This window comes from Luteibacter sp. 3190 (assembly GCF_031456385.1).
In the GTDB taxonomy this organism is placed as follows: domain Bacteria; phylum Pseudomonadota; class Gammaproteobacteria; order Xanthomonadales; family Rhodanobacteraceae; genus Luteibacter.
Genome location: NZ_JAVDUO010000001.1, coordinates 352,926 through 377,797 on the forward strand (window position 1 = coordinate 352,926; position 24,872 = coordinate 377,797).

Here is a 24,872-nt window from a genome sequence, read left to right on the forward strand (position 1 = left end):
CCACCCTTCCGCACGGCGCCAACCATGACCAGCAGCATCCTCCTCGACGGCCGCAGCCTCACGCGCGCGCAGGTCGCCGCCATCGCGCGCCAGGGCGCCACGATCCGCCTCGACGAGGCGCAACTGGTGAAGGTGAAGCGCGCCGCGGATTTCCTGGCCGAGAAGGTGGGTGGCGGCGAGCCGATCTACGGCGTCACGACGGGGTTCGGCAGCAATGCCGACAAGCTGCTGGGCGCGCACCGCGTGCGCGACGAACTGCCCGGCGGCAACCCCGAACCGCGCTCGGGCACGCTGCTGGAAGAACTGCAGCACAACCTCATCATCACGCACGCGGTCTGCGTCGGTAAGCCGTTCTCCGTGGACGTCGTGCGCGCGATGCTGGCCATCCGCGTGAACACCCTCATGCGCGGTCATTCCGGCATCCGGGTCGAAACGCTGCGCGCGCTGGCCGAGCTGCTCAATCGCAACGTCATTCCCGTGATTCCGGAGAAGGGTTCCGTCGGGGCCAGCGGCGATCTCGCGCCGCTGTCGCACCTGGCGATCGTGCTGCTTGGCGGTGGCGAGGCGTTCTACGAAGGGCGGCGCATGCCGGGCGCGGAGGCGCTGGCCGCCGCCGGTCTCGAGCCCGTGCGTCTGTCGTTCAAGGAGGGCCTCGCGCTCAACAACGGCACCACGCAGATGCTCGCGACGGGCGTGCTCGCGCTCGACACCATGGACATGCTGATCCGCACGGCGGACCTCGCCGCCGCGATGACGCTGGACGCGTTCGCCGGCCGCACCGGCGCCTACGCCGAAGAAGTCCACGCGCTGCGCCCGCATCCGGGTCAGGTCGCGGCGGCGCGCAACATCCGCGGTCTGCTGGAAGGCTCGACGCTGGCGGATATCGCGTATCACCTCGTGCCGCGGTTCCGTCCGTGGCTGTCGGACTCCTGGGCCGATCCGGCCGACCAGGGCCATCGCTTCGACATCGGCTGGGACTGGGTTCCGGCCACGCAGCGTCACGGCAAGGAAGCCTTCTATTCGCGCTTCCTGCCCTTCAAGGGCGGAAAGAAGCACCAGCCGCAGGATGCGTACTGCCTGCGCTGCGCCCCGCAGGTGCACGGCGCCGTGCGCGACGCCTGGGAACAGGCCTGCCGCGTGTTCGACGTCGAACTCAACGCCGTGACCGACAACCCGCTGGTCTTCCCGGACGCCGAGAATGCCGAGGTCATCGAGGATCAGGTCATCTCCGCCGGCCACTTCCACGGCATGCCGCTCGCGCTCGCGATGAGCTACGTGAAGGCGTCCATTCCGGTGCTCGCCTCGATTTCCGAGCGCCGCACGGCGAAGCTCGTCGATCCCGCGAACAACGACGGCCTGCCGGCGTTCCTCATCGGCAACGAGGACGCCACGGACTCCGGCTTCATGATCGTGCAGTACACCGCCGCGGCGCTGGTCAACGACCTCGCGACGCGCGCGCATCCGGCGTCGGTGTATTCCGTGCCGACGAGCGCCAACGCTGAGGACCATGTGTCGATGGGCGCCAACGAAGCCCGCCACGTGCTGGAGATGACCGAAGACCTCGGCCACGTCCTGGCCATGGAGCTCTACACCGCCGCCCAGGCGCTGGAATACCGCCAGGACATGCTCAACGCCGCTCGCACCCTTGCGCATCGCGGCGACTGGCAGGCCCTGGCATCGAAGATCTCGGGTGCGCCTCGCTCGGATTCGCCGCACTACGCCCGGTTCGAGGCGGAAGTGCGGGCGCTGATGGACGCCCTGGCGTCGGCGGACGACTTCCATGGCGGCGTGGCCGTGCGCGCCGCGCTGAAGACGCTGCGCGACCACGTCGCGTTCATGCAGCGGGATCGCGCGATGGACGGCGACGTGCGCGTGGTTTGCGAGCTGGTGGCGTCGGGGCGGCTCGTCGCCTGACGCCGCCCCCGGGCACGATGCGCTTCGCGGCGGCTTCGATCGCCGGCGACCAGTCGTCGAGCGATGCCGCGCGCACCCCGGCGAGGAACTGATACAGCTGGGCGTCGTTGACCAGACCCAGCTTCGCCATGGCCGAACGCTTCTGCCGGCTGATCGTCTTGAAGCTGCGGCCCATCATCTCGGCGATGGCGGCCTGCCCATGGCCTTGCGCGTAGGCGCGGAGGACCTCGATCTCGCGCGGTGACAGCCGCGTGGCGAGCTCGTCGTGTCCGGAGGCGCAATCGGCCTCATGGAAGAGCCGGCGTATCGCGGGGCTGAGGTACGAGCGGCCGACTTCCGCGGCATGCACGGCCACCGGGATGTCCCGGAGGTTGGTGCGTTTGTCGAAGATGGCGGCGACGCCCATGTCCAGCAGGCTGCGCAGGATGGCCGGATTGGACAGCATCGTGAGCACGACGATGCCGGCGTCCGGGCGGACCGTGCGGATGCGGCGGATCATCGGCATGCCGTCGGGCTGCGAGCCTTCGGGCATCGAATAATCGGTGACGACGACGTCGCAGGGGTTGTCGCGGAGGGTCTCGAACAGGGTGTCCGTGTCGTGGGCGCGTGCCACGACGTCGTAGCGGTGGGCCCGGAGGATGGTCTCGACCCCTGCGACGACGACGGGGTGGTCGTCGGCAATGATCACGGAACTCGACATGGCGGGCTCATGGCATGGAAATGCCCGCCATGGTGGCGATCGCTGAATCCGAAATATATGGAAGAAAAGCGCAATTTCGCGTCGGCGGTTGCCACGGTCCCGTTGCAGAGTTACGATGCGTTATCGTATTAACACGTTAGTACACTATGAAGCGTCGTTCGCTCGATCCCGATACCCCGGCCGACTCGGCCGAGACCAGCCTCTGCGAGGCGATGGCCGCACTCTCCAGCGTCGACGAGATGCGCGCCTTCCTGCACGACCTCTGCACCCCCGCGGAGATCGAGGTCATGGTCGACCGCTGGCGCGTGGTGCCGCACCTGCTGGAGGGGCGCTCCTACCGCGAAATCCACGAGCGCACGGCCGTCAGCATCACCACGATCGGGCGGGTCGCCCGTTACCTCAACCAGGGCAGTGGCGGTTACATGGCCGCCGCCGCGCGGCGGAACCTGCTCGGGGGTGCCGCATGAAGTCCCGCGACCGCCTGCGCATCGCCATGCAGAAATCGGGACGCCTGACCGAGCCGGCGCAGGAGCTGCTGGCGCGCTGCGGCCTGAAGTTCCGGCAGAGCCGCGACAAGCTGTTCTGCTTCGGCGAAGGCGAGCCCGTCGATCTCCTCCTCGTCCGCGACGACGACATTCCCGGGCTGATCGCCGAGGGCGTGTGCGACCTCGGCATCGTTGGCCGCAACGTGCTGCGTGAGTTCCAGCTCTCCAATCCGGAGCCGGGTGCGGGCCTCGACGAACTGCGCTCGCTTGGCTTCGGCCACTGCCGCCTGTCGATCGCCGTCCCGCAGGAGGACGCCTACGACGGCCCCGCCCAGATGGAAGGCCTGCGCATCGCGACCTCGTATCCCGGTCTGCTCGGCGAATGGCTCCGGTCGAACGGCGTGGACGCGAAGGTGGTGATGCTCGCCGGTTCGGTGGAGATCGCGCCTCGCCTCGGCACCGCCGACGCCATCTGCGACCTGGTTTCGAGCGGCGCGACGCTGGTGGCGAACCAGCTGCGCGAGGCCGCGGTCGTGGTCGAGAGCGAAGCCGTGCTGGCGGGTCATCGCGAGCTGCCGACGGACGAGCGCGGCGAAATCGCGGAACTGCTGCTGCGGCGCCTCGATGGGGTCATCCAGGTGCGCGATTCGCGCCTGATCCTGATGCAGGCGCCGCGCGACGCGCTGGCCGCGATCACCCGCCTGCTGCCGGGCAGCCCCGTGCCGACGCTCACGCCCGTGGACGGCGCGCCGGATCAGGTGGTGCTGCAGGCGCTCTGCGCCGGATCGGTGAGCTGGCGACAGCTCGAGGACATGAAACGCGCCGGGGCCCGCGACATGCTGGTGCTGCCGGTGGAGAAGATGCTGGCATGAAACGGATCGACTGGAACACCCTCGACGAGAGCGGCCGCGACGAGGCGCTCGCGCGCCCCGCGCAATCCCGCGCGGCCGAACTTCGCCAGGGCGTGGAGGCCATCGTCGCCGACGTCCGCGCGCGCGGTGATGCCGCGCTCATCGAACTCACGGCCCGCTACGACGGCAGCACCCTCGACGCGCTCGCCGTGACCGACGACGAATTCGACGCCGCGGAAGCGCGCCTGTCCGCCGAACTGAAAGCCGCGGTGCTCGAAGCCGTCGGCCGCATCGACACGTTCCACCGCGCGGCCGCGCCGCGGCCGGTGGCGGTCGATACCGCGCCGGGCGTGCGGGTCGAGCGCGTGTTGCGCCCGATCGCACGCGTCGGCCTCTACGTGCCCGCCGGTGGCGCGCCGCTGCCGTCCACCGCCATCATGCTCGGCGTGCCGGCCGCGATCGCCGGTTGCCGCGAGGTCGTGCTGTGCACGCCGGTGCAGGCGAACGGTCGCTGCGACGACGCCGTGCTGTTCGCGGCGCGTGCGGTCGGCGTGCACCGCGTGTTCAAGCTCGGCGGCGCGCAGGCCGTCGCCGCGATGGCCTACGGCACGGCGTCGGTGCCCCGCTGCGACAAGATCTTCGGCCCCGGCAACGCGTGGGTGACGGAAGCCAAGCTGCAGGTGGCCGGCGATCCCGCGGGCGCGGCGATCGACATGCCCGCCGGCCCGTCGGAAGTGCTCGTCATCGCCGACGATGGCGCGGACCCGCGGTTCATCGCCGCCGACCTGCTGTCGCAGGCCGAGCACGGCCCCGATTCGCAGGTGCTGCTGGTCAGCCCGTCGGCGGCGTTGCTCGATCGCGTGGCGGAGGAGGTCGATCGCCAGTGCGCGCTGCTCCCGCGCGCGGACGTGGCGGCCATCGCGCTGGGCGAAAGCCGGCTGGTGCTGGTGCGCGATCTCTCCGAAGCGCTGGACGTCAGCAACCGCTACGCGCCGGAACACCTGATCGTGCAGACGGCGGACCCGCGCTCGCTGCTCGACGGCGTCGAATCCGCCGGCTCGGTCTTCCTCGGCGAGTGGACGCCCGAGTCCGTAGGCGACTACTGCAGCGGCAGCAACCACGTGCTGCCGACGTACGGCTATGCGCGCAGCTACAGCGGCGTGTCGGTGGCGAGCTTCCAGAAGCAGGTGACCGTGCAGGAAGTCACCGCCGACGGCCTGCGCGCGATCGGCCCGTGCGCCGCGACGCTGGCCGGGGCCGAGCAGCTCGAGGCGCACCGCCGCGCCGTGACCCTGCGCCTCGCCGCGATGGATGCCGCCGCATGAGCGTCCTCGACCTGGCCCGCGCCGAAATCCGGGCGCTCTCGCCTTACTCCAGCGCACGCATGGAAGCGCAGGGCGGCACCGTGCTGCTCAACGCGAACGAATCGTCCCGGCCGCCGAACATCCCGGGCGGCGACGGCCTGAACCGCTATCCCGACCCGCAGCCGCGCGCGCTGGTCGACGCCCTCGCCGAACTCTACGACAGCGGCCCCGACCGCATCCTGGTGACGCGCGGCAGCGACGAAGCGATCGATCTGCTCGTGCGCGCGTTCTGCCGCGCGGGCGAGGACGCGGTGCTGATTTCGCCGCCGACGTTCGGCATGTACGCCGTCTGCGCGCGCATCCAGAACGCCGCCGTCATCGAGTCGCCGCTCGAACCCTCGGGTGCGTTGCGCGCCGACACGCTGCTCGCGGCGGTCACGCCCTCGACGAAGCTCGTGTTCGTCTGCACGCCGAACAATCCCACCGGCAACCTGATCGGGCACGACGTGCTCGCGCATCTCGCGCGCGAGCTGTCGGGCCGTGCCGTGCTCGTCGTCGACGAGGCCTATGCGGAGTTCAGCGGCGCGCCGAGCGCCACGTCGCTGATCGACGCCCACGACAACGTTGCCGTGCTGCGCACGCTGTCGAAGGCCTGGTCGCTCGCGGGCGCGCGGGTCGGCGCGCTGGTGGCACGGCCCGAGGTGATCGGACTGCTGCGCCGGATCATCCCGCCGTACCCGCTGCCGTCGCCGTGCGTCGATGCCGCGCTGGGCGCGCTGTCGTACGAGGGCCGGCGCGTGCAGCGCCATCACCTGCAGGAGATCCTCGGCGAGCGTGCGCGGATGTTCGCGGCGCTGCCGGGCCTGCCGGGCGTTCGCGACGTGCTGCCTTCGCACGCGAACTTCCTCACGGTCCGCTTCGACGATCCGGCCGGAACCTACCGGCGCCTGATCGCCGCGGGCATCGTCGTCCGCGACGTGACGAAATACCCCGGCCTCGAGGATGCCCTGCGCATCACCGTGGGCACGGGCAACGAGAACGACCGCGTGCTCGCGGTACTGCGTGCGGGAGCGGGCGCATGAGCCGCAAGATCCTCTTCGTCGATCGCGACGGCTGCCTCATCGAGGAGCCGGCGGACGAGCAGATCGACAGCTTCGACAAGCTGGCCCTGATGCCTGGCGTGATCGCCGCCCTCCAGCGCTGCGTCGCCGCCGGCTACGAGCTGGTGATGGTGAGCAATCAGGATGGCCTCGGCACGCCGTCGTTCCCGCAGGAGGCCTTCGACGGACCGCATGCGCTCATGCTGCGCATCTTCGCCTCCCAGGGCATCGCGTTCCGCGAGCAGCTGATCGACCGCAGTTTCGCGCACGAACATCGCGACACGCGCAAGCCGGCCACGGGCCTCGCGCGCCACTGGCTCGCGGACGACGGCTGGAGCCGCGCGCAGTCGGCGATGGTCGGCGACCGCGAGACCGATCTCGCCTTCGCCGCCAACATGGGCGTGCGTGGCTTCCGCGTCGGCCCCGAAGGCATGACATGGGGCGAAGTGGCGCATGCGCTGCTCGACGCGCCGCGTACCGCCCAGGTGGTGCGCCGCACGCGCGAGACGTCGATCCAGGTCGATGTCGACCTCGACCGGGTGGCCGATCCCGTCGTGCATACCGGGCTGGGCTTCTTCGATCACATGCTCGAGCAGATCGGCAAGCACGGCGGTTTCGCGCTGCGGCTTCGCTGCGACGGCGACACGCACGTCGACGAACACCACACCATCGAGGACTCGGCGCTGGCGCTCGGGCAGGCGCTGCGCGAGGCGCTCGGCGACAAGCGCGGCATCGGCCGTTACGGCTTCGCGCTGCCGATGGACGAGAGCGCGGCGCGCGCGGAGCTCGACCTGTCGGGTCGGCCGTACTTCGTGTTCGACGGCAGCTTTCCGCGCGAGCGCGTCGGCGACATCCCGACCGAGCTCGTGCCGCATTTCTTCCGCTCGCTGTGCGAGACGCTGGGCGCGAACCTGCACCTGACCGTGCACGGCGAGAACGCGCACCACATGGTCGAGGGCTGCTTCAAGGCCGTCGCGCGCACGCTGCGGCAGGCGATCCGCCGCGAGGGCGAGGAGCTGCCGAGCACGAAGGGGACGCTCTGATGGCCGTCGTCCTCGTCGATGCCGGCGGCACGAACATCGGCTCGGTGCGCTACGCGCTGCAGCGCCTGGGCACGGACGCCGAGCTCACGGCGGACGCCGACGCGATCCGCGCGGCCAGCCACGTGATCCTGCCCGGTGTGGGTGCCGCGGGCCCCGGCATGCGGCGGCTGCGCGAAGCGGGGCTCGTCGACGTCATGCGCGGACTGACGCAGCCCGTGCTCGGTGTCTGCCTGGGCATGCAGTTGCTGTGCGAGCGCTCGGAGGAGGCCGACACCGAATGCCTCGGCGTCATTCCCGCGCCGGTGCGCCGGTTCGCCGAGGCGCCGGGACTGCGCGTGCCGCACATGGGCTGGAACGGTTTGCGCGTCACGTCGACGCATCCGCTCGTCGACGGCGTGCGCGATGGCGACAGCGCGTATTTCGTGCACAGCTACGCGGTCCCCACCGGCGACTGGACCCTGGCCGAGAGCGAGCACGGCATACCGTTCGCGGCGATCGTCGCCCACCGCAATTTCATGGGCATGCAATTCCATCCTGAGCGCTCCGCGTCCCTCGGTGCGCAGCTCCTACGGAACTTCCTTTCGCTATGACGCTACCCATTCCCGCCATCGACCTCCGCGAGGGCCAAGTGGTGCGCCTGTTCAAGGGCGACTACGCCCAGCAGACCACGTTCGCCTTCGAGCCCGAGGCCCTGGCCGCGCGCTACGCCGACGAAGGCGCCTCGTGGCTGCACGTCGTCGACCTCGACGGCGCGCGCTCTGGCCGCTTCGAGAATCTCGCGGTCATCGCCGGTATCGCTTCCGCCGGACGCTTGCGGGTGCAGGCGGGTGGCGGCATCCGCGACGAGGACGGCGTGCGCCGGCTGTTCGAAGCCGGTGTCGAGCGCGTGGTCGTCGGCAGCCTCGCCTCGCGCGATCCGGAAACCGTCGCCACGTGGATCGCGCGGTACGGCGCGGAGCGCATCGTGCTGGCGCTGGACACCCGTTTTCGCGACGGCCTGTGGAAACTGCCCAGCGCGGGCTGGACGGCCGACGAGGCGCGCACGCTCGACGAACTGCTGCCGTGGTATGAGGCGGCCGGTGCGCGCCACCTGCTGTGCACCGACATCGATCGGGACGGCACCATGACCGGGCCGAACACGGCGCTCTACCGGCACGTCGCGGCCCTGGCGCCGACGCTTCGCGTGCAGGCGTCCGGTGGCGTGAGCTCGCTCGGCGATGTGGAAGGCCTCGCGTTGCAGGGCGTCGCCGGGATCATCCTCGGCCGCGCGTTGCTGGAATGCGCGTTCGGTCTGCGCGATGCGTTCGCCGTCGCGGCGAAGGCGGATGCGACATGCTGAGCCGGCGCATCGTTCCCTGTCTTGACGTCCGCGACGGGCAGGTGGTCAAGGGCGTGCGGTTCCGCGACCACGTCGTCGTCGGCGAGATCGTCGAACTCGCGTTGCGCTACCGCGACGAGGGCGCCGACGAGCTGGTGTTCTACGACATCACCGCGAGCCCCGAAGGTCGCCGCGTGGACCGCGACTGGGTCGAGCGCGTGGCGCGCGAGATCGACATTCCGTTCTGCGTGGCGGGCGGCATCCGCAGCGCGGACGATGCGCGCGAGGTGCTGCACGCGGGCGCGGACAAGATCTCGATCAACTCGCCCGCGCTCGAGCGGCCCGAACTCGTGCGCGAGATCGCCGACGCGTTCGGCGTGCAATGCGTGGTGGTCGGCGTCGACAGCCTCCGCGACGACGACGGCGAGTGGCGCGTGCGCCAGTACACGGGCGATCCGTCCCGAACGCGCGCGCTGCGCAAGCGCACCCTCGACTGGATCGAGGAGGTGCAAGGCCTGGGCGCCGGCGAGATCGTGCTCAATTGCATGGGTACCGACGGGGTGCGCCGCGGTTACGACATCGAACAACTGAAGGCCGCGCGCGCTGTCTGTTCCGTGCCGCTGGTCGCGTCGGGCGGCGCTGGCACGCCGGCGCATTTCGTGGACGTATTCATCGAGGCCGACGTGGACGCGGCGCTGGCCGCCAGCGTGTTCCACGGCGGAGACATCGCCATTCCCGCGCTGAAGCGCGAGCTGCGCGCGCAAGGTATCGAGGTGAGGTCATGAGCATGCGGGATCCGGATTTCGCCAAGGGCGGCGGGCTGCTCCCCGCCATCGTGCAGCATGCGCGCACGGGCGAGGTGCTGATGCTCGGGTACATGGACGCGGCGGCCCTGGCCGCGACGCGCGAGCTCGGTCTCGTGACGTTCTTCAGCCGCAGCAAGCAGCGGCTGTGGACGAAGGGCGAGACGTCGGGCGACACGCTCGCGCTCGTGGACCTGCGCCTGGATTGCGACGCCGATACGATCCTGGTGCGCGCCCTGCCGGCGGGACCGACCTGCCACACCGGTACGTCGAGCTGCTTCGGCGACGACGTGTCGCCGCCGCTGGGCTTCCTCGCCGAACTCGACGCGCTGGTCGCATCGCGGTACGCGGAGCGGCCCGCTGGGAGCTACACGACGAGGCTGTTCGAGGGCGGCATTCGCCGCATCGCGCAGAAGGTGGGCGAGGAGGGCGTCGAGACCGCGCTGGCCGCGGTCGCGGAAGACGACGACGCGCTGATCGGCGAGGCCGCCGATCTGGTGTTCCATCTCATGGTGGTGCTGCGCGCGCGCGGCCTCGGGTTCGACGCGGTGGCGGCGAAGCTGGTGGAGCGGCACACGGGATAGGCGGTCGCCGCCCCGGGAACCGGGGCCGTGGATACCGGCGTGCGCCGGTGCCCACGGCGACGCGATCGGTTGTCGCGCCAGCGCCGCCCGCGCTAAAGGATCGCGAGCACCCCTTCCGGTGGACGACCGATCGCGGCCTTCTCGCCGTGGATCACCACGGGACGCTCGATGAGCTTCGGCGTCGCGATCATCGCGGCGATCAGCGCATCGCGTGATGCGTCAACCGGAATCCCGGCGTATTCGGCTTCGCCCTTGCGCATGAGCGCGCGCGGCTCGATACCGAGAAGCCCGAGCACGCGCTCGAGCTCGGCCGCCGACGGCGGCGTCTTCTGGTAATCCACGATCAGCGGCGACAGGCCCCGCGCTTCGAGCAGGGCCAGCGTTTCCCGCGACTTCGAGCATCGCGGGTTATGCCAGATCGTCAGCATCGTGATCAGCGATTGCCGCCGCGATTGCCGCCACCGCCACGGTTGCCGCCACCGCCGCCCGGACGGCCGCCACGGTTGCCGCCGGGACGCGGACCGCCCGCCCGGTTGCCGCCGCCACCGGGGCCGCGGCCACGGTTGCCGCCGCCTTCGAAGCGGGCACCCGGCGCGCGGTTGCCCTCGGCGCGACCCGGGCCCGCCGCGCGGTTGCCGCCGGCGTTACCACCGCGACCGCCCGGACGAGGACCACGGTTGCCCGTCGTATTGCCGCCGCCGGCGTTGCCGCCACCCGTGCGGCTGTCGCCCGCGAACCAGGTGCGGATCGACGGCAGTTCCTGGCCCGGGGCCACGCGGCGCGACTTGCGCTGACCGCCGCCCGCAGCGCGCTCGGGACGAGCCACGTTGCCGTTGACTTCGCGGCGCGGACCGCCGCCCTGGCCGCCGCGACCGCCCGCGGCGCCGCGACCACCACGACCGCCGCGCGGGTTGTCGTCGCGGATGCGATCGAACGCGGTCAGCTCGCGCGCCTCGTCATGGCGGCCCGAGCTCCAGGCGCCGGTCGCGCGATTGTCCGGACGGTATTCCGTGACATGGCGCGGCGCGCGGCGCTGGTGCACGACGGCGCTCAGCGTGAGCACCGGTGCCGGGGCGCCGAGGCCCGCGCGTTCGCGCAGTTCCTTGATGGCCGTCTCGTCGAGCGACTCGCAGTCGCCGCGACGCAGGGCGCGGGGCAGTTCCACCGTGCCGTAGCGGATGCGCTTCAGGCGGCTGACCAGGAAGCCCTGCGAATCCCACAGGCGGCGGACTTCGCGGTTGCGGCCCTCGCGGATCGTCACGCGGAACCAGCTGTGGCTGCCGCCACGGCTGATCACGGCGATCTCGTCGAAGCGGGCGGGGCCGTCTTCCAGCTCCACGCCGGCCTTGAGGCGTTCGATCACCTCGTCGGGGACTTCGCCGTGGACGCGGCAGAGGTATTCGCGCTCGAGGCCGCTCTTCGGATGCATCAGCGCGTTGGCGAGTTCGCCGTCGGTCGTGAGCAGGAGCAGGCCAGTGGTGTTGATGTCGAGGCGGCCCACGGCGACCCAGCGCGCGCCACGCAGGCGGGGCAGCTGTTCGAACACGGTGGGGCGGCCTTCGGTGTCCTCGCGCGTCGTCACCACGCCTTCCGGCTTGTGGTAGACGAGCACTTCGGCGTCGTTGCGGTTGTCGGTGGCGACGACGAACTGCTTGCCGTCGAGGACGACGCGGTCGCCCGCGTGGACGCTCGCGCCGATGGTCGCGACGGTGCCGTTGACCTCGACTTCGCCGGCCTGGATGCGCTGTTCGAGCATCCGGCGCGAGCCGAGTCCGGCATTGGCGAGCACCTTGTGCAGGCGCTCTTCAAGCTGGGCGGTGGATTCGGTGGCGTCGCCGCCGCCGCGCTTCAGGGTGAGCAGGGATCGCTGGGGCGCATTCATGCGCGTGACTCCTCGGTATCTTTCTCGGCGTCGTCTTCGACGTCGCCTTCGGGGTTCTCTGCCTCATCGGCAGTGGGGGAAGCCGCGGCGACATCGTCGCCGTCTGGCAGCTGGTTCGCGGCTCCGCTCGCGTCGCCTTCGGCGGCGTCGATCGGGGCGGCGGTGTCTTCGATCGTCGTGGACCGCGCCACGACATCATCGTCGTCTTCGGTATTCGTGGAACTTTCGCCGGTGCCATCGTCCGGCAGCGCGGCCCGCGCCGCCGGCGGCACCGCGTCGCCTTCGAGGCGCATCTGCGGGTTGAGCTCGTCGAGGTCGCGGATCTCGGACAGCGGGGGCAGCGCGTCCAGCGACTTCAGGTTGAAGTAGTCGAGGAAGAGGCGGGTGGTACCGAACAGGGCGGGCTTGCCCGGCACGTCGCGGTAACCCACCACGCGGATCCACTCGCGTTCTTCCAGGGTCTTGATGATGTTCGAGGAAACGACCACACCGCGGATCTGCTCGATTTCCGGGCGGGTGATCGGCTGGCGGTAGGCGATCAGCGCGAGCGTCTCGAGCAGGGCGCGCGAGTAGCGGCTCGGCTTCTCGGCCCACATCCGCGACACCCAGCCATGCACCTCGCGGCGCACCTGGTAGCGCCAGCCCGAGGCGACCTCGAGCAACTCGACGCCGCGCCCCTCGCAATCCGCCGCGAGCGCGTCGAGCGTCTGCTTCAGTTCGTCCGTACCGACCTCTTCGTCCTCGCCGAAGATCGCCTTCAACTGCGCGATCGTCATCGGCTGGGTCGACGCCAGCAGCGCCGCTTCCACGATGGGTTTGAGTTGTTCGGGTTGCATAGGCCTATGTGTGCCGCGCCCGTCTGGCGCGGTCAGGTCGGTTCGTACGCGGGAGGATCGCTTCCGCGACGTCCCGGTGTCGTGCCCCTTCGCGGGGCCGTCAGGCGAGCGCTTCTTCCGGCGCGGCCTCCGTGTGTACCTTGGTCTTCAGGTAGATCGGCCCGAGGGCTTCTTCCTGAACGATCTCGATGAGCATTTCCTTAGCCAGTTCGAGCATGGCGAGGAAGGTGACCACGACGCCGAGCCGGCCCTCGGTGACGTCGAACAATGTTTCGAAGCGGTGGAAGCCGCCGGTTTCGCCGAGCGAGCCGAGCAGGTCGCCCATGCGCTGGCGGACGCTGAGCGGTTCGCGCTGGATCGCATGGTGCGTGAACAGATCCGCGCGGTTGAGCACATCCTTGAGCGCGAGCAGCAGTTCCTTCAGATCGAGCGGTGGCGGCACGCGGACCACGTTGTGCTCGCCGACGAAGGCGTGGACCACCGTGGTGTCGCGTTCCAGCCGGGGCAGTTCTTCGATGTCCGCCGCGGCCTTCTTGAAGCGTTCGTACTCCTGCAGGCGACGAACGAGTTCGGCGCGGGGATCCTCCTCGAGCCCTTCCTCGGCCGGCGGCCGGGGCAGCAGCAGCCTGGACTTGATCTCCGCGAGGATCGCGGCCATCAGCAGGTATTCCGCCGCCAGCTCCAGTCGCATCACCTCGCGCATCATGTCGATGTAGTCCATGTACTGCCGGGTGATCTCGGCGACAGGGATGTCGAGGATGTCGAGGTTCTGCCTGCGGATCAGGTACAGCAGCAGGTCCAGCGGCCCTTCGAACGATTCGAGGATGACTTCGAGCGCGTCCGGCGGGATGTAGAGATCCTGCGGCATCTGCAGCACAGGCTGCCCGCGCACCAGCGCGAGAGGCATTTCCTGCTGCTGCGGGATGCCCGCGAAGGCACCCTGAGTTTTTTCGACCACCTGGACGTCGGTTGTCTCGTTAGTCATCGGCACACGTCAGAAGGGTCGCGAGTGCGACCAGGAACGCAACAATCGATGCCGTCCGGCGGCTGTACCGCCACCTCGTCCGCGCTTGCCACGCATCGTCGCCGACGAGCGAAGGGCAGGCCACTGGACACCCCAGGAGGGTCACCGTCTGTGAAGGAACGTCGGGAGCAGAGCGCGGCCGGTCCGTGAAAGGGACCGGTGAGGGCGCGACGCCCGAAAAAAGTTCACCCGATTGACATACAGGGTATCGCCTGCGCCTGCGCAAGTCCAGCGGCCGGGCCGCCCGGCGGCATGCCCTTGCGGCACAATAGAGGGCATGCAGCCGGGTCAGCGAGCCATCATCCACGTCGACATGGACGCGTTCTACGCGTCCGTGGAAGAGCTGGACGATCCCTCCCTGGTCGGCAAGCCCGTGATCGTGGCGGGCCTCGGCCGCCGGGGCGTCGTCTCCACGGCGAACTACGAGGCGCGGAAGTACGGCGTCCGCTCGGCCATGGCCACCTCGGAAGCCCGCCGGCGCTGTCCGGACGGCGTCTACATTTTCCCCCGGCACGACCGCTACGCCGCGATCTCCGCCGTCGTGTTCGGCGTGTTCGCCGAGGTCACGCCGATGATCGAGGGCCTGTCGCTCGACGAGGCGTTCCTCGACGTCACCGCCAGCCTGCGCCTGTTCCATTCCATGGAGGCGATCGGGCGCTGGGTGAAGGACACGATCCGGGAGCGCACCGGCCTCAACGCGTCCGTGGGGATGTCGCACAACAAGCTGCTCGCCAAGCTGGCCAGCGAGCTGTCCAAGCCCGACGGCTTCCTCGCCATCGCGCCGGAGGACGTGCGCGGATACCTCGATCCGCTGCCGGTCGGCCGCATGTGGACCGTGGGCAAGGTGGCCGAGGAGGCCCTGCAGAAAGCCGGCATCCGTACGATCGGCGACCTCGTCCGCTCGGACGCCTGGCGGCTGAACCGGGCCGTCGGCGAACGCCATGCCGCGCAACTGCGGGAGCTGTGCCGCGGCGAAGATCGCCGGCCGGTGGTGACCGACGCCCCGGAAGTCTCGATCGGTTCGGAATGGACGTTCGAATACGACCTCGAGGAACTGGCGATCGCGGAGGCCTGGCTGCTGCGGCAGTGCGAAAAGGTGGGGGCCAGGGCGCGGGGCCGTGGCGTCGACGCGCGCACCGTGTCGGTGAAGCTGCGCGAGCCGCCCTTCGTGACCCATAGCCGGCAGGCCCAGATGCCGGTGCCGGGCAATGCCACGCCCGACATCTATGCCGTGGCACGGCGCTTGCTTCAGGTCTGGTGGAACCAGCATCCCAGGCCGAGGCTTCGCCTGCTGGGCGTCACGTTGTCGGGGTTCGACGCCCGGCGCGGCGACGAGCAGCAGGACATGTTCGCGGCGCCCGCTTCGGACAAGCGCTCCGACGGCGTACAGGACATGATCAACGGTCGCTTCGGCGCCGGGGCGCTGGTCCGCGCCGGCGTACTGAAGACGCGCGGCAGCGAATGAACGCAGACGGCGGCATGTGGCACCGGGACTGCGCTAATGTGTCCGTTTGTGACACGGAAGGTAACGCGACGAGGTGCGGCCATGCCAGGCACGGGCAGGGACCGAATGACAGGTTGGGTGGAGGACGTGATGTCGAGTGACAAGGACGACGCGAATACGCGCTATCGCCATGCCCGCATGCGGGTACAGACGGCGGTGCTGATGAGCCGTGGCGGCGAGGCGCACCCGACCGACCTGGTCGACATCTCGGCGACCGGCGCGCTGCTGCGCCGTCCGCTCGGCTGGCGCGGCGAACCGGGGCAGACCTGGATCCTCGACATGATCTTCGGCCACGACCTGCACATCCACCTCGAGGCGTCGGTCGCCCGCGTCTCCGCGCGGCAGATCGGCATGGCCTACACGCTCATTCCCGAGGACAAGCAGGCCTCGCTCTGGGAGCTGCTCGGCGGCTATGCCGACACGCTCGAGGCGTGGCACGACGAATAGCGGCGCTCCCACCCGAGGGGTGGGTAGCTCCTGTCAGGCCTTCGCTTTTTTCCGCTCTTCGTCGCGCAGTTCGCGGCGCAGGATCTTGCCGACGTTGGTCTTCGGCAGCGCGTCACGGAACTCGATCTGCTTAGGACGCTTGTAGCCGGTGAGGTTCTCGCGGCAGTACTCCTTGAGCGCCTCCACCGTGAGCGACGGATCCTTGCGGACCACGAACAGCTTCACCACCTCGCCGGAGTGCTCGTCGTCGACGCCGACGGCCGCCACTTCCGCCACGCCCGGATGGCGCATGACGATGTCCTCGATCTCGTTCGGGTACACGTTGAAACCCGAGACGAGGATCATGTCCTTCTTGCGATCGACGATGAACGCCTGGCCGGTCGGATCCATGCGCGCGATGTCGCCGGTGCGCAGCCAGCCGTCCGCGTCGAGCACCTTCGCGGTTTCGTCCGGCTGGCTCCAGTAGCCCTTCATCACCTGCGGGCCGCGGATGCACAGCTCGCCCACCTCGCCGATCGGCAGCACGGCGCCGTCGTCGCCACGGATCTGCGCATCGGTGCCGGGAATCGGGAAGCCGATGGACCCCGTGTAGTCGGTGATGTCGACGCGATTCGCGAAGGCGACCGGGGAGGTTTCCGTCAGGCCGTAACCTTCGATGATCGGTTTGCCCGTGACCTTCTTCCAGCGCTCGGCGACCGCACGCTGGAGCGCCATGCCGCCCGCCATCGACAGGTGCAGGTGCGAGAAGTCCACTTGATCGAAGCCCGGCGTGTTGAGCAGGCCGTTGAACAGCGTGTTGACGCCCGTGATCGCGGTGAACTTCGTGGCGCGAAGCTCCTTGACGAAGCCCTTCATGTCGCGCGGGTTCGTGATCAGGTGGTTGAGTCCGCCGAGGCTCGTGAAGATCAGGCAGTTCACCGTCAGCGAGAAGATGTGGTACAGCGGCAGCGCCGTGATCACGGTTTCCGCGCCCGGCGTGGCATGGCCCGCGACCCATGGGCGCGTCTGCAGCATGTTCGCGACCATGTTGCGATGCGTGAGCATGGCGCCCTTGGCCACGCCGGTGGTGCCGCCCGTGTACTGCAGGAACGCGAGGTCGTCGTGATCGATCTGCACCGACGGCAGCGCGTGCGCCTTGCCGCGCGAGAGGGCGTCGCGGAAGCGGACGGCCTTCGGCAGGCGGAACGGCGGGACTTCCTTGCGGACGGTCTTCACCACGAAGTTGATGATGTTGCCCTTCGGGAAGCCGACCATGTCGCCGACGGCCGTCGTGATGACGTTCTGCACCTTGGTGCCGTCGAGCGCCTTCTCCGCCGTGGCGGCGAAGTTGTCGAGCACCAGCAGCGCCTTCGCGCCCGAGTCTTCCAGTTGGTGATGCAGTTCGCGCGTCGTGTACAGCGGATTCGTGTTCACTACGGTCAGGCCGAGGCGAAGCGCACCGAACAGCGCGATCGGATACTGCAGCAGGTTGGGCAGCATGATCGCCAGGCGGTCGCCTTTCTTCAGGCCCAGCTCGCCGGAGAGGTAGCCGGCGAAGGCGCGGGAAAGTTCGTCGACCTGACCGTACGTGAGGACCTTGCCGAAGTTCGAGAACGCGGGGCGGTCGCGAAATTTCTCAAAGGACTCTTCGAAGACGGCCGCCACGGAGCGGTACGCGTTGACGTCGATGTCGGCGGGAATGCCGGCCGGGTAATGGTCAAGCCACGGACGCTCAATGCTCATGAATCGGACGGACTCCAGAAAGTGACATTCGCACGGCGCTCGCCGTCGTACGATCGCGGCATTGGAGCATACGCCCGCGTATAGCGGCAAGCCGCATTGCAACGGGAAAAAACATGGGCAAATACGGTATGTGGAAGGTGGCGGCGGTGGCGATGTCGCTCGCGCTCGCGGGGCTGGGCGGATGCCGCCATGCGCCGGACGAGACACGCGTCCGCGACGCCATCGCCGCGACGGCGGAGGCCGCGGAAGCGGGCAAGGCGGGCGACACGGTCGCTGCGCTCACCGAGGATTTCGACGGCAACGCAGGGCAGCTCGACCGGCGTTCGCTCGCGAACCTCGTGCGGGTGTTCGCGCTGCGCGGCCAGAAGGTGCACGTGCTCATGGGGCCCGTCGACGTGGACCGTCGCGGCGAGCGGATGACCGCCACGTTCACGGTGACGCTGACGGCGGGCGCGGGTGTGTTGCCCGAGAACGCCGGGGCGTACGTCGTCGAGACGGGCTGGCGCAGGGAGGGCGGCGACTGGCGATGCTTCACCGCGACATGGAAGCGCGCGCTGTAATTCCCCTGGCGCCCGGACGAAAAAAAACGCCCCGGTTTCCCGGGGCGTTTCGTCGGTCGGCTATCAGGCCGCCTTCGCCAGCTGGCGAAGCACGTACTGCAGGATGCCGCCGTGGCGGAAGAACTCGCGCTCCTTCGGGGTCAGCAGCAGCACCTTCACGGTGAACTCCTTGCTGGTGCCGTCCGGACGCGTGGCCTTCACCGTCGCGCGCTTCGACTCGCCGCCTTCCAGGCCGGTGATGTCGAACACCTCGTCACCCTTCAGGCCGAGCGTCTGCGCGTTCTCGCCGTCGAGGAACTGGCAGGGCAGCACGCCCATGCCGACCAGGTTGGAACGGTGGATGCGCTCGAAGCTCTCGGCGATGACCGCCTTGACGCCCAGGAGCAGCGTGCCCTTGGCCGCCCAGTCGCGCGACGAACCGGTGCCGTACTCCTTGCCGGCCAGCACGACCAGCGGCGTACCGTCGGCCTTGTACTTCATGGCGGCGTCGTAGATCGCCATCTGCTCGCCCGTCGGGATGTACTTCGTGTAGCCACCCTCGACGCCGTCGAGCATCAGGTTCTTGATGCGGATGTTGGCGAACGTGCCACGGACCATGACGTCGTCGTTGCCGCGACGCGAACCGTAGGAGTTGAAGTCCTTCGGCTCCACGCCCTTGGAGATCAGGAAGCGGCCCGCCGGGCTGTCCTTCTTGATCGAACCGGCCGGCGAGATGTGGTCGGTGGTGATCGAGTCGCCGAAGATGCCCATGGCGCGCGCGCCGTGGATGTCTTCGATCGTGCCGGCCTCGGCGGACATGCCGTCGAAGTAGGGCGGGTTCTTGATGTACGTGGAATCGTCCCACGCGTACGTCTGGCCATCCGGCGAGGCGATCTGGTTCCAGCGGCTGTCGCCCTTGAAGACGTCGGCGTACGCGCCCTTGAACATCTCCGGGCTGATCGCGCCGGCGATGAGGTCGGAGATTTCCTGGTTGCTCGGCCAGATGTCCTTCAGGTAGACCGGCTGGCCGTCGCTGCCCGTGCCGATCGCGTCCTTGGTCAGGTCGATGTTCAGCGTGCCGGCCAGCGCGTAGGCGACCACCAGCGGCGGCGAGGCCAGGTAGTTCATCTTCACTTCCGGATGCACGCGGCCTTCGAAGTTGCGGTTGCCGGAGAGCACGGACGCCACGGCGAGGTCGCCCTCGGCGATGCCCTTGCTGATCTCGGCCGGCAGCGGACCGGAGTTGCCGATGCAGGTGGTACAGCCGTAGCCGACGACGTAGAAGTTGACCTTCTCGAGTTCCTCGAGGAGGCCGGTCTTCTTGAGGTATTCGGTGACGACCAGCGAGCCCGGGCCGAGCGAGGGCTTGACCCACGGCTTGGACGTCAGGCCACGCGCGGCGGCCTTCTTCGCGACCAGGCCGGCGGCGAGCATCACGGCCGGGTTGGAGGTGTTGGTGCACGAGGTGATGGCGGCGATCACCACCGAGCCGTCGTTGATGCGGAAGCTCTTGCCGTCCTTCTCGACGAGCACGCCTTCCTCGGTGACGGCGTTGGCTTCGTTGCCGATGGCCGTGCCGCCGCCTTCGTTGCTGAAGCGCGAGGTGTCGCCGTTCTTCGTCTTGCGGTTGGCCGTGAGCGGGCCGACGACGTCGAGGAAGCTCTGCTGCACGCCTTCGAGCAGGACGCGGTCCTGCGGACGCTTCGGACCCGCGAGCGACGGCTTCACGTCGGCGAGGTCGAGTTCGAGCACGGTGGTGAATTCCGGCTCCGGCGAATTCGCGTCGTGCCACAGGCCCTGGGCCTTGGCGTAGGTCTCGACCAGCGCGATCTGCGCTTCGTCGCGGCCCGACAGGCGCAGGTAGTTAACGGCTTCCTGGTCGATCGGGAAGATGCCGCAGGTGGCGCCGTATTCCGGGGCCATGTTGGCGATCGTGGCGCGGTCGGCGAGCGGCAGGTTCTGCAGGCCGTTGCCGAAGAACTCCACGAACTTGCCGACGACGCCGAGCTTGCGCAGCATCTGGGTGACGGTGAGCACGAGGTCGGTGGCGGTCACGCCTTCCGACAGCTTGCCGGTGAGGCGGAAACCGACGACCTGCGGGATCAGCATGGACGACGGCTGGCCGAGCATCGCGGCCTCGGCCTCGATGCCGCCCACGCCCCAGCCCAGCACGCCGATGCCGTTGATCATCGTCGTGTGCGAATCGGTGCCGAAGACGCTGTCCGGGTACGCGAACGACTCGCCGTTCTGATCGTTGACGAACACGACGCGCGCCAGGTTCTCGAGGTTCACCTGGTGGACGATGCCCGTGCGCGGCGGCACGACCTTGAAGTTGTTGAAGGCCTTCTGGCCCCAGCGCAGGAACGAGTAGCGCTCCTGGTTGCGCTCGAACTCGATCTCGACGTTCTTCTCGAGGGCCGACTCGGAACCGAAGGCGTCGACCTGCACCGAGTGGTCGATGACCAGTTCGGCGGGGGCGAGCGGGTTGATGCGGTTCGGGTCGCCGCCGAGCTTCGCGACGGCGTCGCGCATCGCCGCGAGGTCGACCACGCAGGGCACGCCGGTGAAGTCCTGGAGGACCACGCGGGCGGGCATGAAGGAGATTTCGGTATCCGGCTCGGCCTTGGCGTCCCACTGCGCGACGGCCTCGATTTCCTTCGAGGTGACGTTCACGCCGTCTTCCTGGCGGAGCAGGTTCTCGAGGAGGATCTTCATCGAGAAGGGCAGGCGCTTGATGTCGAACTTCTCGCCGAACTTGGCCAGGCTGGCGATGCTGTGGCGCTTGCCGTTGACTTCGATGCTGTCTCGTACCGAGAACGAGTCTTTCATGCTGTACTCCTGGCGTGACGTTCTTTGCTGGGGAGGCCGGACGGACCGGAGGCGGGCCGTCCAAAGGCGTCGATTATCGCGCAGTCCGGCGCCGCCGTGCGACCGTCGTGAGACGGGGCCCGGCTAGAATGCCGGTTCGACGGGCTGGCCGCGCTGGAATCGGGGCGGCAAAAGGATGAGGGCGGCGGTCCATGGGCGCAAACGTATTTGATGGCATGCAGCGTTCGATGATTTCGATGGCCCTGTCGTCGGTCTCGCTGCGCGACCTGGCGCTGGTGCAGGCGGTGGCGCGTGAAGGCAGCTTCAACAGCGCCGCGCGCGCCATGTACATCAGCCCGTCTGGGCTGTCCCACCAGGTGCAGAAGGTGGAGCAGGCCCTTGGGGTGCCCCTGTTCGAGCGCGGCGGCCGCCGCGTGGTGCCCACCGCCAGCGGGCAGCGCCTGCTTGGCTATATAGAAGAGGTGCTGGCCTCGGCCGAGCACCTCGAGCACGCCGCCCGCGCCGGCGACGTCGCCTTCGGAGGCGAGCTGCGGCTCGGCGTGCCGTCCACGCTGGGCCCGTACCTCCTGCCGCATTTCATCGAACCGTTCCCGCAGCGGTTTCCCGGGGCCCGGCTGACCATTTCCGAAGGCAAGCCGCGCGGCCTGCTGCGCCGGCTGCAGGAGGGCGAGCTGGACGCGGTGCTGGCACCTCCCACCGCTTCGGTGACGGGGCTGGACGAGACCGCGCTGTTCTTCGAGCCCTACGAGTTGCTGCTGCACCGGGGGCATCCCCTGGCACACCGGCCGTCGATGGCGCTGGCGGACCTGGACGCCGCCGACGCCACGCTGATGACCGAAAGCCACGGCAACGGCATGTCCGACCTGGGCATGACCGGCTCGGCGCGGCCCGAGCGCATCCAGGATCTCAGCCTGGAGAGCCTGGCCACGCTGGTGGCGCTGCGCGGCGGCTATACCCTCGTGCCGATCCTGGCGCACGACCGCCTCGGCTCCATCCCGAACGTGGTCCTCGCGGCGGTGGAGGGCGCGCGGCCCGGGCGGCACATCGCGCTGTTCTGGCGAAGCGCCACGCCGTGGCGCGAGGACCTCGCGCGGTTCGGCGACCTGCTGCGCGCGCTGGCCGAGGCGATTCCGGGGCTGGACGCCGCCCCCTCGTAGGGGCGCCAGGAGCCAGAGGCCCTGTCGCTCACGGCTCCAACACATGTCGCGCGCAGGGCGCGCTCCTACGGATCGGCTTTTCAGCCGCCGTCGTCGAGGGTCGATCCCGTGAGGAGCCCCCGGGCCAGCATCGCGCACTGCCGGCGCGAGATCAGCAACTGCCATTGACGGCCGCCGATCTGGTGCCAGAGCACCGCGGAGCGCACGGAGGCGAGCAGCGCGGCGCGCACGCGATCGACGTTCGTCTTCTGCTGGAGATGGGCGGGCGTGCCGGTGACCATCACGCGCGGTTTCAGCGTCGAGAGCGTGGACGAATAGAGCTCCGCGAGCCGGGCCGACACGTTGGGGTGGCCGAGGCCGAAATGCTCGACCTGCCGCTGGGTGGCGACGATGCCCTCCCGCAGGCGATCGAGCAGGGCACGGTTCCGCGAGAGCGAACGCTCCAGCCGCAGCACGGTGATCGCCATGCGCATCACCGCGACGTCGCGGGTCTGGTCCTCGAACTGGTCGACCAGCGTGCGCAGGCCGCGCCGCACGCCCGAGACCCCGCCGTACACCGCGGCGACCGAATCCGCGTCGATCCGGAACACGCTGGCGAGGCTCGCCTCGTACTGCGCTTCGTCGCAGCGGCCCTCGCTGGCGAGCTGCTGCGCCAGCGCGGCGCCCTGGAAGACGCCGGCGAGGGCGAGGACGCGTTCTTCATTCATGCGGAAAGCCTGGGAGGAAGGGGGTGGGGTGGTTCATGCGACGAGCCCGCCATAGGGCGCGTCGGTGGCGGCGATCACCGCGCCGCCGAGGCAGGCCTCGCCGTCGTAGAGCACCACGGACTGGCCAGGCGTCACGGCGCGCTGCGGTTCGTCGAAGACGACGTCCAGCGTGTCGCCGCGAACCTCGATCGTGCATGGCTGGTCGGCCTGGCGGTAGCGCGTCTTCGCCGTGCAGCGGAACGACAGCGCCGGCGGTTCCCCGGCGACCCAGGTGGCGTCGGTGGCGTGAAGGCGCGTCGATTGAAGCCAGCGGTTCTCGCCGCCCTGCGCCACGATCAGCGTGTTGCCGGCGACGTCCTTGCCGACGACGTACCACGGCTCGTTCGGCGCGTCGGCCCGGCCGCCGATGCCCAGCCCGTTGCGCTGGCCCAGCGTGTAATACATCACGCCCTGGTGTTCGCCGATGACGCGGCCATCGGGATCCACCATCGCGCCGGGCTTCGCGGGGAGGTACTGCGACAGGAAAGCGCGGAAATCTCGCTCGCCGATGAAGCAGATGCCGGTCGAATCCTTCTTCGCGTGCGTGGGCAGGGCGGCGTTGCGGGCCATCTCGCGCACGCGCGGCTTTTCGATCTCGCCGACCGGGAACAACGTCGCCGCGAGCTGCTTCTGTCCGAGCGCGTGGAGGAAGTAGCTCTGGTCCTTCGCCGCGTCGACCGCGCGCAGCAGGCGGTAACGACCGTCGCGAAAATCGACGCGCGCGTAGTGACCCGTCGCGATCTTCTCCGCGCCGAGCGCCTGCGCGTGGTCGAGGAACGTCTTGAACTTGATCTCGCGATTGCACAGCACGTCGGGATTCGGCGTGCGGCCGGCGGCGTACTCCGCAAGAAAATACGCGAACACGCCGTCCCAGTATTCCCCGGCGAAGTTCCGCGCATGGAAGGGGATGCCGAGCCGGCCGCAGACGGCGACGGCGTCCTTGCGATCCTCGTCGGTGGTGCAAGGGCCCGAGCGGTCGTCTTCTTCCCAGTTCTGCATGAACATGCCTTCGACCTCGTGTCCCGCCTGCTGGAGCAGGAGGGCCGCGACCGAGGAGTCCACGCCACCGGAAACGCCAAGGATCACCTTCACGCGCCGGCCCCCGGGAGCAGGCTCGACACGACGTCGAGCGGCAGGCGGCGGCCGTCGAGCCAGGCGTCGATGGCCGACAGCACCAGCGGCGTGCGCAGGCGGTCGCCCAGCGCCTCGATCTCGTCGCGGCGCAGCCACAGGGCACGCTGGATGCCGGTGTCGAGCGGGCGGCCGACATCGTGCGACAGCACGTGGCCCGCGAAGGCGAAGCGCAGCACCTGTTCGCCGTGCTCGGGACTCATCCACTGCCAGACGCCGAGGAAGGCGTCGAGCGCGACATGGTGGCCGGTTTCCTCGAGCGTCTCGCGCACGGCGGCGGCCTGCAGCGTTTCGCCCGGATCGAGGTGCCCGGCCGGCTGGTTGTACGCGATGCGTCCGCCGATGTCCTCCTCCACGATGAGGAAGCGATCGCCGCGTGCGATGACGCAGGCGACGGTGGCCCGGGGGCACCACACGGATTCGTTGGCGGAGGCAGGCTGGGACATCGGCTTTATGGCGTAGGTGGCTCTGGAAAAAGGCATATTGTGCCATCACCTGTGGAAATCGACCCGGAAGGACGGTCGATTTCCGGTGTATAAACGAATCGCGTACCGAAGGTTCCGAATTAATGTCCCAAGAACACGAACACGATCAGGAAAGCGAGCGCGGACACGGCCTTGCCGTCGAGACGACCCGTCCCGAAACCGCACGGCCCCCGCTGTTCCAGGTCGTCCTGCTGAACGACGACTTCACGCCCATGGATTTCGTGATCGAGGTATTGCGCAGTTTCTTCGGCATGGATCAGGAACGGGCGGTCCAGGTGATGCTCCATGTCCACACCCGTGGCAAGGGCGTCTGCGGCGTATTCACCCGGGAGGTGGCAGAAACGAAGGTGACTCAGGTCAACGAGTACTCCCGGTCTCATCAGCACCCGCTTTTGTGCACTATGGAAAAGATGTAGCCGATACCCCATCTGGAGTTCATGCGGCATCGACAGGGGCTGGTCCCCGCCG

The 24,872-nt window shown here is 69.1% G+C and carries 25 protein-coding genes; 15 read left to right on the plus strand and 10 right to left on the minus strand.

Translation table 11 applies throughout. The annotated features are described in order from the left end of the window. The first annotated feature begins 24 nt into the window (after positions 1–24). A complete protein-coding gene (locus J2X58_RS01640) occupies positions 25–1,914 on the plus strand; it encodes an aromatic amino acid lyase (RefSeq protein ID WP_090177908.1) in 1,890 nt (629 codons plus the stop codon). Here the strand turns inward: J2X58_RS01640 and J2X58_RS01645 are convergent. Next, positions 1,835–2,614 carry a response regulator gene (locus tag J2X58_RS01645; RefSeq protein WP_090054515.1) on the minus strand — a complete coding sequence of 260 codons (780 nt, stop codon included), beginning with the start codon at positions 2,612–2,614 and terminating at the stop codon, positions 1,835–1,837. The two genes, J2X58_RS01640 and J2X58_RS01645, sit on opposite strands and share 80 nt — an antisense overlap. A 146-nt stretch (positions 2,615–2,760) precedes the next feature. Here J2X58_RS01645 and J2X58_RS01650 point away from each other — a divergent pair, with 146 nt between their 5' ends. The 9 genes from J2X58_RS01650 to hisIE are packed head-to-tail and all read left to right on the plus strand — an operon-like array spanning position 2,761 to position 10,102. Beyond that, positions 2,761–3,081 carry a YerC/YecD family TrpR-related protein gene (locus tag J2X58_RS01650; protein ID WP_090054513.1) on the plus strand — a complete coding sequence of 107 codons (321 nt, stop codon included), beginning with the start codon at positions 2,761–2,763 and terminating at the stop codon, positions 3,079–3,081. Beyond that, entirely contained in the window at positions 3,078–3,971 is an 894-nt protein-coding gene (gene hisG / locus J2X58_RS01655) for an ATP phosphoribosyltransferase (protein WP_090054511.1), read from the plus strand. Before J2X58_RS01650 ends, hisG begins: the two co-directional genes overlap by 4 nt. Then, positions 3,968–5,275 (plus strand): histidinol dehydrogenase, encoded by a 1,308-nt coding sequence (gene hisD, locus J2X58_RS01660; protein WP_310046085.1) that lies wholly within the window; start codon positions 3,968–3,970, stop codon positions 5,273–5,275. Before hisG ends, hisD begins: the two co-directional genes overlap by 4 nt. Continuing rightward, entirely contained in the window at positions 5,272–6,336 is a 1,065-nt protein-coding gene (gene hisC / locus J2X58_RS01665) for a histidinol-phosphate transaminase (protein ID WP_310046087.1), read from the plus strand. The genes hisD and hisC overlap by 4 nt, the downstream gene beginning before the upstream one ends. Then, on the plus strand, positions 6,333–7,397 hold the full coding sequence (hisB, locus tag J2X58_RS01670) for a bifunctional histidinol-phosphatase/imidazoleglycerol-phosphate dehydratase HisB (RefSeq protein ID WP_090054506.1): 1,065 nt from the start codon (positions 6,333–6,335) through the stop codon (positions 7,395–7,397). Before hisC ends, hisB begins: the two co-directional genes overlap by 4 nt. Continuing rightward, the gene (hisH, locus tag J2X58_RS01675; RefSeq protein WP_310046088.1) at positions 7,397–7,987 is read left to right on the plus strand and encodes an imidazole glycerol phosphate synthase subunit HisH; all 591 of its coding nucleotides are present in this window, start codon (positions 7,397–7,399) and stop codon (positions 7,985–7,987) included. Before hisB ends, hisH begins: the two co-directional genes overlap by 1 nt. After that, positions 7,984–8,736, plus strand: coding sequence for a 1-(5-phosphoribosyl)-5-[(5-phosphoribosylamino)methylideneamino] imidazole-4-carboxamide isomerase (locus J2X58_RS01680; RefSeq protein WP_310046090.1), 753 nt, complete (start codon positions 7,984–7,986; stop codon positions 8,734–8,736). Before hisH ends, J2X58_RS01680 begins: the two co-directional genes overlap by 4 nt. Further along, positions 8,730–9,500 (plus strand): imidazole glycerol phosphate synthase subunit HisF, encoded by a 771-nt coding sequence (hisF, locus tag J2X58_RS01685; protein WP_310046092.1) that lies wholly within the window; start codon positions 8,730–8,732, stop codon positions 9,498–9,500. Before J2X58_RS01680 ends, hisF begins: the two co-directional genes overlap by 7 nt. Further along, the gene (gene hisIE, locus J2X58_RS01690; protein WP_310046094.1) at positions 9,497–10,102 is read left to right on the plus strand and encodes a bifunctional phosphoribosyl-AMP cyclohydrolase/phosphoribosyl-ATP diphosphatase HisIE; all 606 of its coding nucleotides are present in this window, start codon (positions 9,497–9,499) and stop codon (positions 10,100–10,102) included. The genes hisF and hisIE overlap by 4 nt, the downstream gene beginning before the upstream one ends. A gap of 92 nt (positions 10,103–10,194) precedes the next feature. Here hisIE and arsC read toward each other — a convergent pair whose 3' ends face one another. The 4 genes from arsC to J2X58_RS01710 form a co-directional block, all read right to left on the minus strand. Next, positions 10,195–10,530 (minus strand): arsenate reductase (glutaredoxin), encoded by a 336-nt coding sequence (arsC, locus tag J2X58_RS01695; RefSeq protein WP_310046096.1) that lies wholly within the window; start codon positions 10,528–10,530, stop codon positions 10,195–10,197. A gap of 5 nt (positions 10,531–10,535) precedes the next feature. Next, positions 10,536–11,984: a pseudouridine synthase gene (locus J2X58_RS01700; protein WP_310046098.1), complete on the minus strand. Its 1,449-nt coding sequence runs from the start codon at positions 11,982–11,984 to the stop codon at positions 10,536–10,538. Continuing rightward, entirely contained in the window at positions 11,981–12,820 is an 840-nt protein-coding gene (scpB, locus tag J2X58_RS01705) for an SMC-Scp complex subunit ScpB (protein ID WP_310046099.1), read from the minus strand. Before scpB ends, J2X58_RS01700 begins: the two co-directional genes overlap by 4 nt. Before the next feature lie 100 nt (positions 12,821–12,920). Beyond that, positions 12,921–13,727 (minus strand): ScpA family protein, encoded by an 807-nt coding sequence (locus J2X58_RS01710; protein WP_217642649.1) that lies wholly within the window; start codon positions 13,725–13,727, stop codon positions 12,921–12,923. A 394-nt stretch (positions 13,728–14,121) separates the two neighbouring features. Here J2X58_RS01710 and dinB point away from each other — a divergent pair, with 394 nt between their 5' ends. Next, entirely contained in the window at positions 14,122–15,309 is a 1,188-nt protein-coding gene (dinB, locus tag J2X58_RS01715) for a DNA polymerase IV (RefSeq protein ID WP_090054488.1), read from the plus strand. 129 nt (positions 15,310–15,438) lie between these two features. Beyond that, the gene (locus J2X58_RS01720) at positions 15,439–15,795 is read left to right on the plus strand and encodes a PilZ domain-containing protein (RefSeq protein WP_090055818.1); all 357 of its coding nucleotides are present in this window, start codon (positions 15,439–15,441) and stop codon (positions 15,793–15,795) included. A gap of 33 nt (positions 15,796–15,828) precedes the next feature. On the opposite strand, the gene J2X58_RS01725 is transcribed toward J2X58_RS01720, so the two are convergent. Further along, a complete protein-coding gene (locus J2X58_RS01725; protein ID WP_310046101.1) occupies positions 15,829–17,517 on the minus strand; it encodes an AMP-binding protein in 1,689 nt (562 codons plus the stop codon). A gap of 113 nt (positions 17,518–17,630) precedes the next feature. Between J2X58_RS01725 and J2X58_RS01730 the strand changes: the two genes are divergently transcribed. Then, the gene (locus J2X58_RS01730; RefSeq protein ID WP_310046102.1) at positions 17,631–18,077 is read left to right on the plus strand and encodes a hypothetical protein; all 447 of its coding nucleotides are present in this window, start codon (positions 17,631–17,633) and stop codon (positions 18,075–18,077) included. Between the two features lie 63 nt (positions 18,078–18,140). On the opposite strand, the gene acnA is transcribed toward J2X58_RS01730, so the two are convergent. Then, a complete protein-coding gene (gene acnA / locus J2X58_RS01735; RefSeq protein WP_310046103.1) occupies positions 18,141–20,885 on the minus strand; it encodes an aconitate hydratase AcnA in 2,745 nt (914 codons plus the stop codon). Between the two features lie 215 nt (positions 20,886–21,100). Here acnA and J2X58_RS01740 point away from each other — a divergent pair, with 215 nt between their 5' ends. Continuing rightward, a complete protein-coding gene (locus tag J2X58_RS01740) occupies positions 21,101–22,042 on the plus strand; it encodes a LysR family transcriptional regulator (RefSeq protein ID WP_090177875.1) in 942 nt (313 codons plus the stop codon). An 80-nt stretch (positions 22,043–22,122) separates the two neighbouring features. Here J2X58_RS01740 and hflD read toward each other — a convergent pair whose 3' ends face one another. Genes hflD through J2X58_RS01755 form a run of 3 tightly spaced genes read right to left on the minus strand, consistent with a single transcriptional unit; the run spans position 22,123 to position 24,365 of the window. Further along, a complete protein-coding gene (gene hflD, locus J2X58_RS01745; RefSeq protein ID WP_090054480.1) occupies positions 22,123–22,749 on the minus strand; it encodes a high frequency lysogenization protein HflD in 627 nt (208 codons plus the stop codon). 33 nt (positions 22,750–22,782) lie between these two features. After that, positions 22,783–23,880: a tRNA 2-thiouridine(34) synthase MnmA gene (mnmA, locus tag J2X58_RS01750; RefSeq protein WP_310046105.1), complete on the minus strand. Its 1,098-nt coding sequence runs from the start codon at positions 23,878–23,880 to the stop codon at positions 22,783–22,785. Continuing rightward, positions 23,877–24,365 (minus strand): NUDIX hydrolase, encoded by a 489-nt coding sequence (locus J2X58_RS01755; RefSeq protein ID WP_310046106.1) that lies wholly within the window; start codon positions 24,363–24,365, stop codon positions 23,877–23,879. Before J2X58_RS01755 ends, mnmA begins: the two co-directional genes overlap by 4 nt. 122 nt (positions 24,366–24,487) lie before the next feature. On the opposite strand from J2X58_RS01755, the gene clpS reads away from it, so the two are divergent. Next, positions 24,488–24,820 carry an ATP-dependent Clp protease adapter ClpS gene (clpS, locus tag J2X58_RS01760; RefSeq protein WP_090054475.1) on the plus strand — a complete coding sequence of 111 codons (333 nt, stop codon included), beginning with the start codon at positions 24,488–24,490 and terminating at the stop codon, positions 24,818–24,820. Positions 24,821–24,872 lie beyond the last annotated feature (52 nt).

What these genes read in the sequence shown, in the direction of transcription:
- hisIE (WP_310046094.1), top strand. Translation starts at nt 9,497, where the DNA reads ATGAGCATGCGGGATCCGGATTTCGCCAAGGGCGGCGGGCTGCTCCCC.
- dinB (WP_090054488.1), top strand. Translation starts at nt 14,122, where the DNA reads ATGCAGCCGGGTCAGCGAGCCATCATCCACGTCGACATGGACGCGTTC.
- arsC (WP_310046096.1), bottom strand. Translation starts at nt 10,530, where the DNA reads ATGCTGACGATCTGGCATAACCCGCGATGCTCGAAGTCGCGGGAAACG.
- hisC (WP_310046087.1), top strand. Translation starts at nt 5,272, where the DNA reads ATGAGCGTCCTCGACCTGGCCCGCGCCGAAATCCGGGCGCTCTCGCCT.
- J2X58_RS01680 (WP_310046090.1), top strand. Translation starts at nt 7,984, where the DNA reads ATGACGCTACCCATTCCCGCCATCGACCTCCGCGAGGGCCAAGTGGTG.
- J2X58_RS01755 (WP_310046106.1), bottom strand. Translation starts at nt 24,365, where the DNA reads ATGTCCCAGCCTGCCTCCGCCAACGAATCCGTGTGGTGCCCCCGGGCC.
- hflD (WP_090054480.1), bottom strand. Translation starts at nt 22,749, where the DNA reads ATGAATGAAGAACGCGTCCTCGCCCTCGCCGGCGTCTTCCAGGGCGCC.
- J2X58_RS01710 (WP_217642649.1), bottom strand. Translation starts at nt 13,727, where the DNA reads ATGCCTCTCGCGCTGGTGCGCGGGCAGCCTGTGCTGCAGATGCCGCAG.
- hisH (WP_310046088.1), top strand. Translation starts at nt 7,397, where the DNA reads ATGGCCGTCGTCCTCGTCGATGCCGGCGGCACGAACATCGGCTCGGTG.
- J2X58_RS01640 (WP_090177908.1), top strand. Translation starts at nt 25, where the DNA reads ATGACCAGCAGCATCCTCCTCGACGGCCGCAGCCTCACGCGCGCGCAG.
- hisD (WP_310046085.1), top strand. Translation starts at nt 3,968, where the DNA reads ATGAAACGGATCGACTGGAACACCCTCGACGAGAGCGGCCGCGACGAG.
- hisB (WP_090054506.1), top strand. Translation starts at nt 6,333, where the DNA reads ATGAGCCGCAAGATCCTCTTCGTCGATCGCGACGGCTGCCTCATCGAG.
- J2X58_RS01650 (WP_090054513.1), top strand. Translation starts at nt 2,761, where the DNA reads ATGAAGCGTCGTTCGCTCGATCCCGATACCCCGGCCGACTCGGCCGAG.
- J2X58_RS01730 (WP_310046102.1), top strand. Translation starts at nt 17,631, where the DNA reads ATGGGCAAATACGGTATGTGGAAGGTGGCGGCGGTGGCGATGTCGCTC.
- acnA (WP_310046103.1), bottom strand. Translation starts at nt 20,885, where the DNA reads ATGAAAGACTCGTTCTCGGTACGAGACAGCATCGAAGTCAACGGCAAG.
- J2X58_RS01700 (WP_310046098.1), bottom strand. Translation starts at nt 11,984, where the DNA reads ATGAATGCGCCCCAGCGATCCCTGCTCACCCTGAAGCGCGGCGGCGGC.
- J2X58_RS01725 (WP_310046101.1), bottom strand. Translation starts at nt 17,517, where the DNA reads ATGAGCATTGAGCGTCCGTGGCTTGACCATTACCCGGCCGGCATTCCC.
- J2X58_RS01720 (WP_090055818.1), top strand. Translation starts at nt 15,439, where the DNA reads ATGTCGAGTGACAAGGACGACGCGAATACGCGCTATCGCCATGCCCGC.
- clpS (WP_090054475.1), top strand. Translation starts at nt 24,488, where the DNA reads ATGTCCCAAGAACACGAACACGATCAGGAAAGCGAGCGCGGACACGGC.
- J2X58_RS01740 (WP_090177875.1), top strand. Translation starts at nt 21,101, where the DNA reads ATGCAGCGTTCGATGATTTCGATGGCCCTGTCGTCGGTCTCGCTGCGC.
- hisF (WP_310046092.1), top strand. Translation starts at nt 8,730, where the DNA reads ATGCTGAGCCGGCGCATCGTTCCCTGTCTTGACGTCCGCGACGGGCAG.
- J2X58_RS01645 (WP_090054515.1), bottom strand. Translation starts at nt 2,614, where the DNA reads ATGTCGAGTTCCGTGATCATTGCCGACGACCACCCCGTCGTCGTCGCA.
- hisG (WP_090054511.1), top strand. Translation starts at nt 3,078, where the DNA reads ATGAAGTCCCGCGACCGCCTGCGCATCGCCATGCAGAAATCGGGACGC.
- scpB (WP_310046099.1), bottom strand. Translation starts at nt 12,820, where the DNA reads ATGCAACCCGAACAACTCAAACCCATCGTGGAAGCGGCGCTGCTGGCG.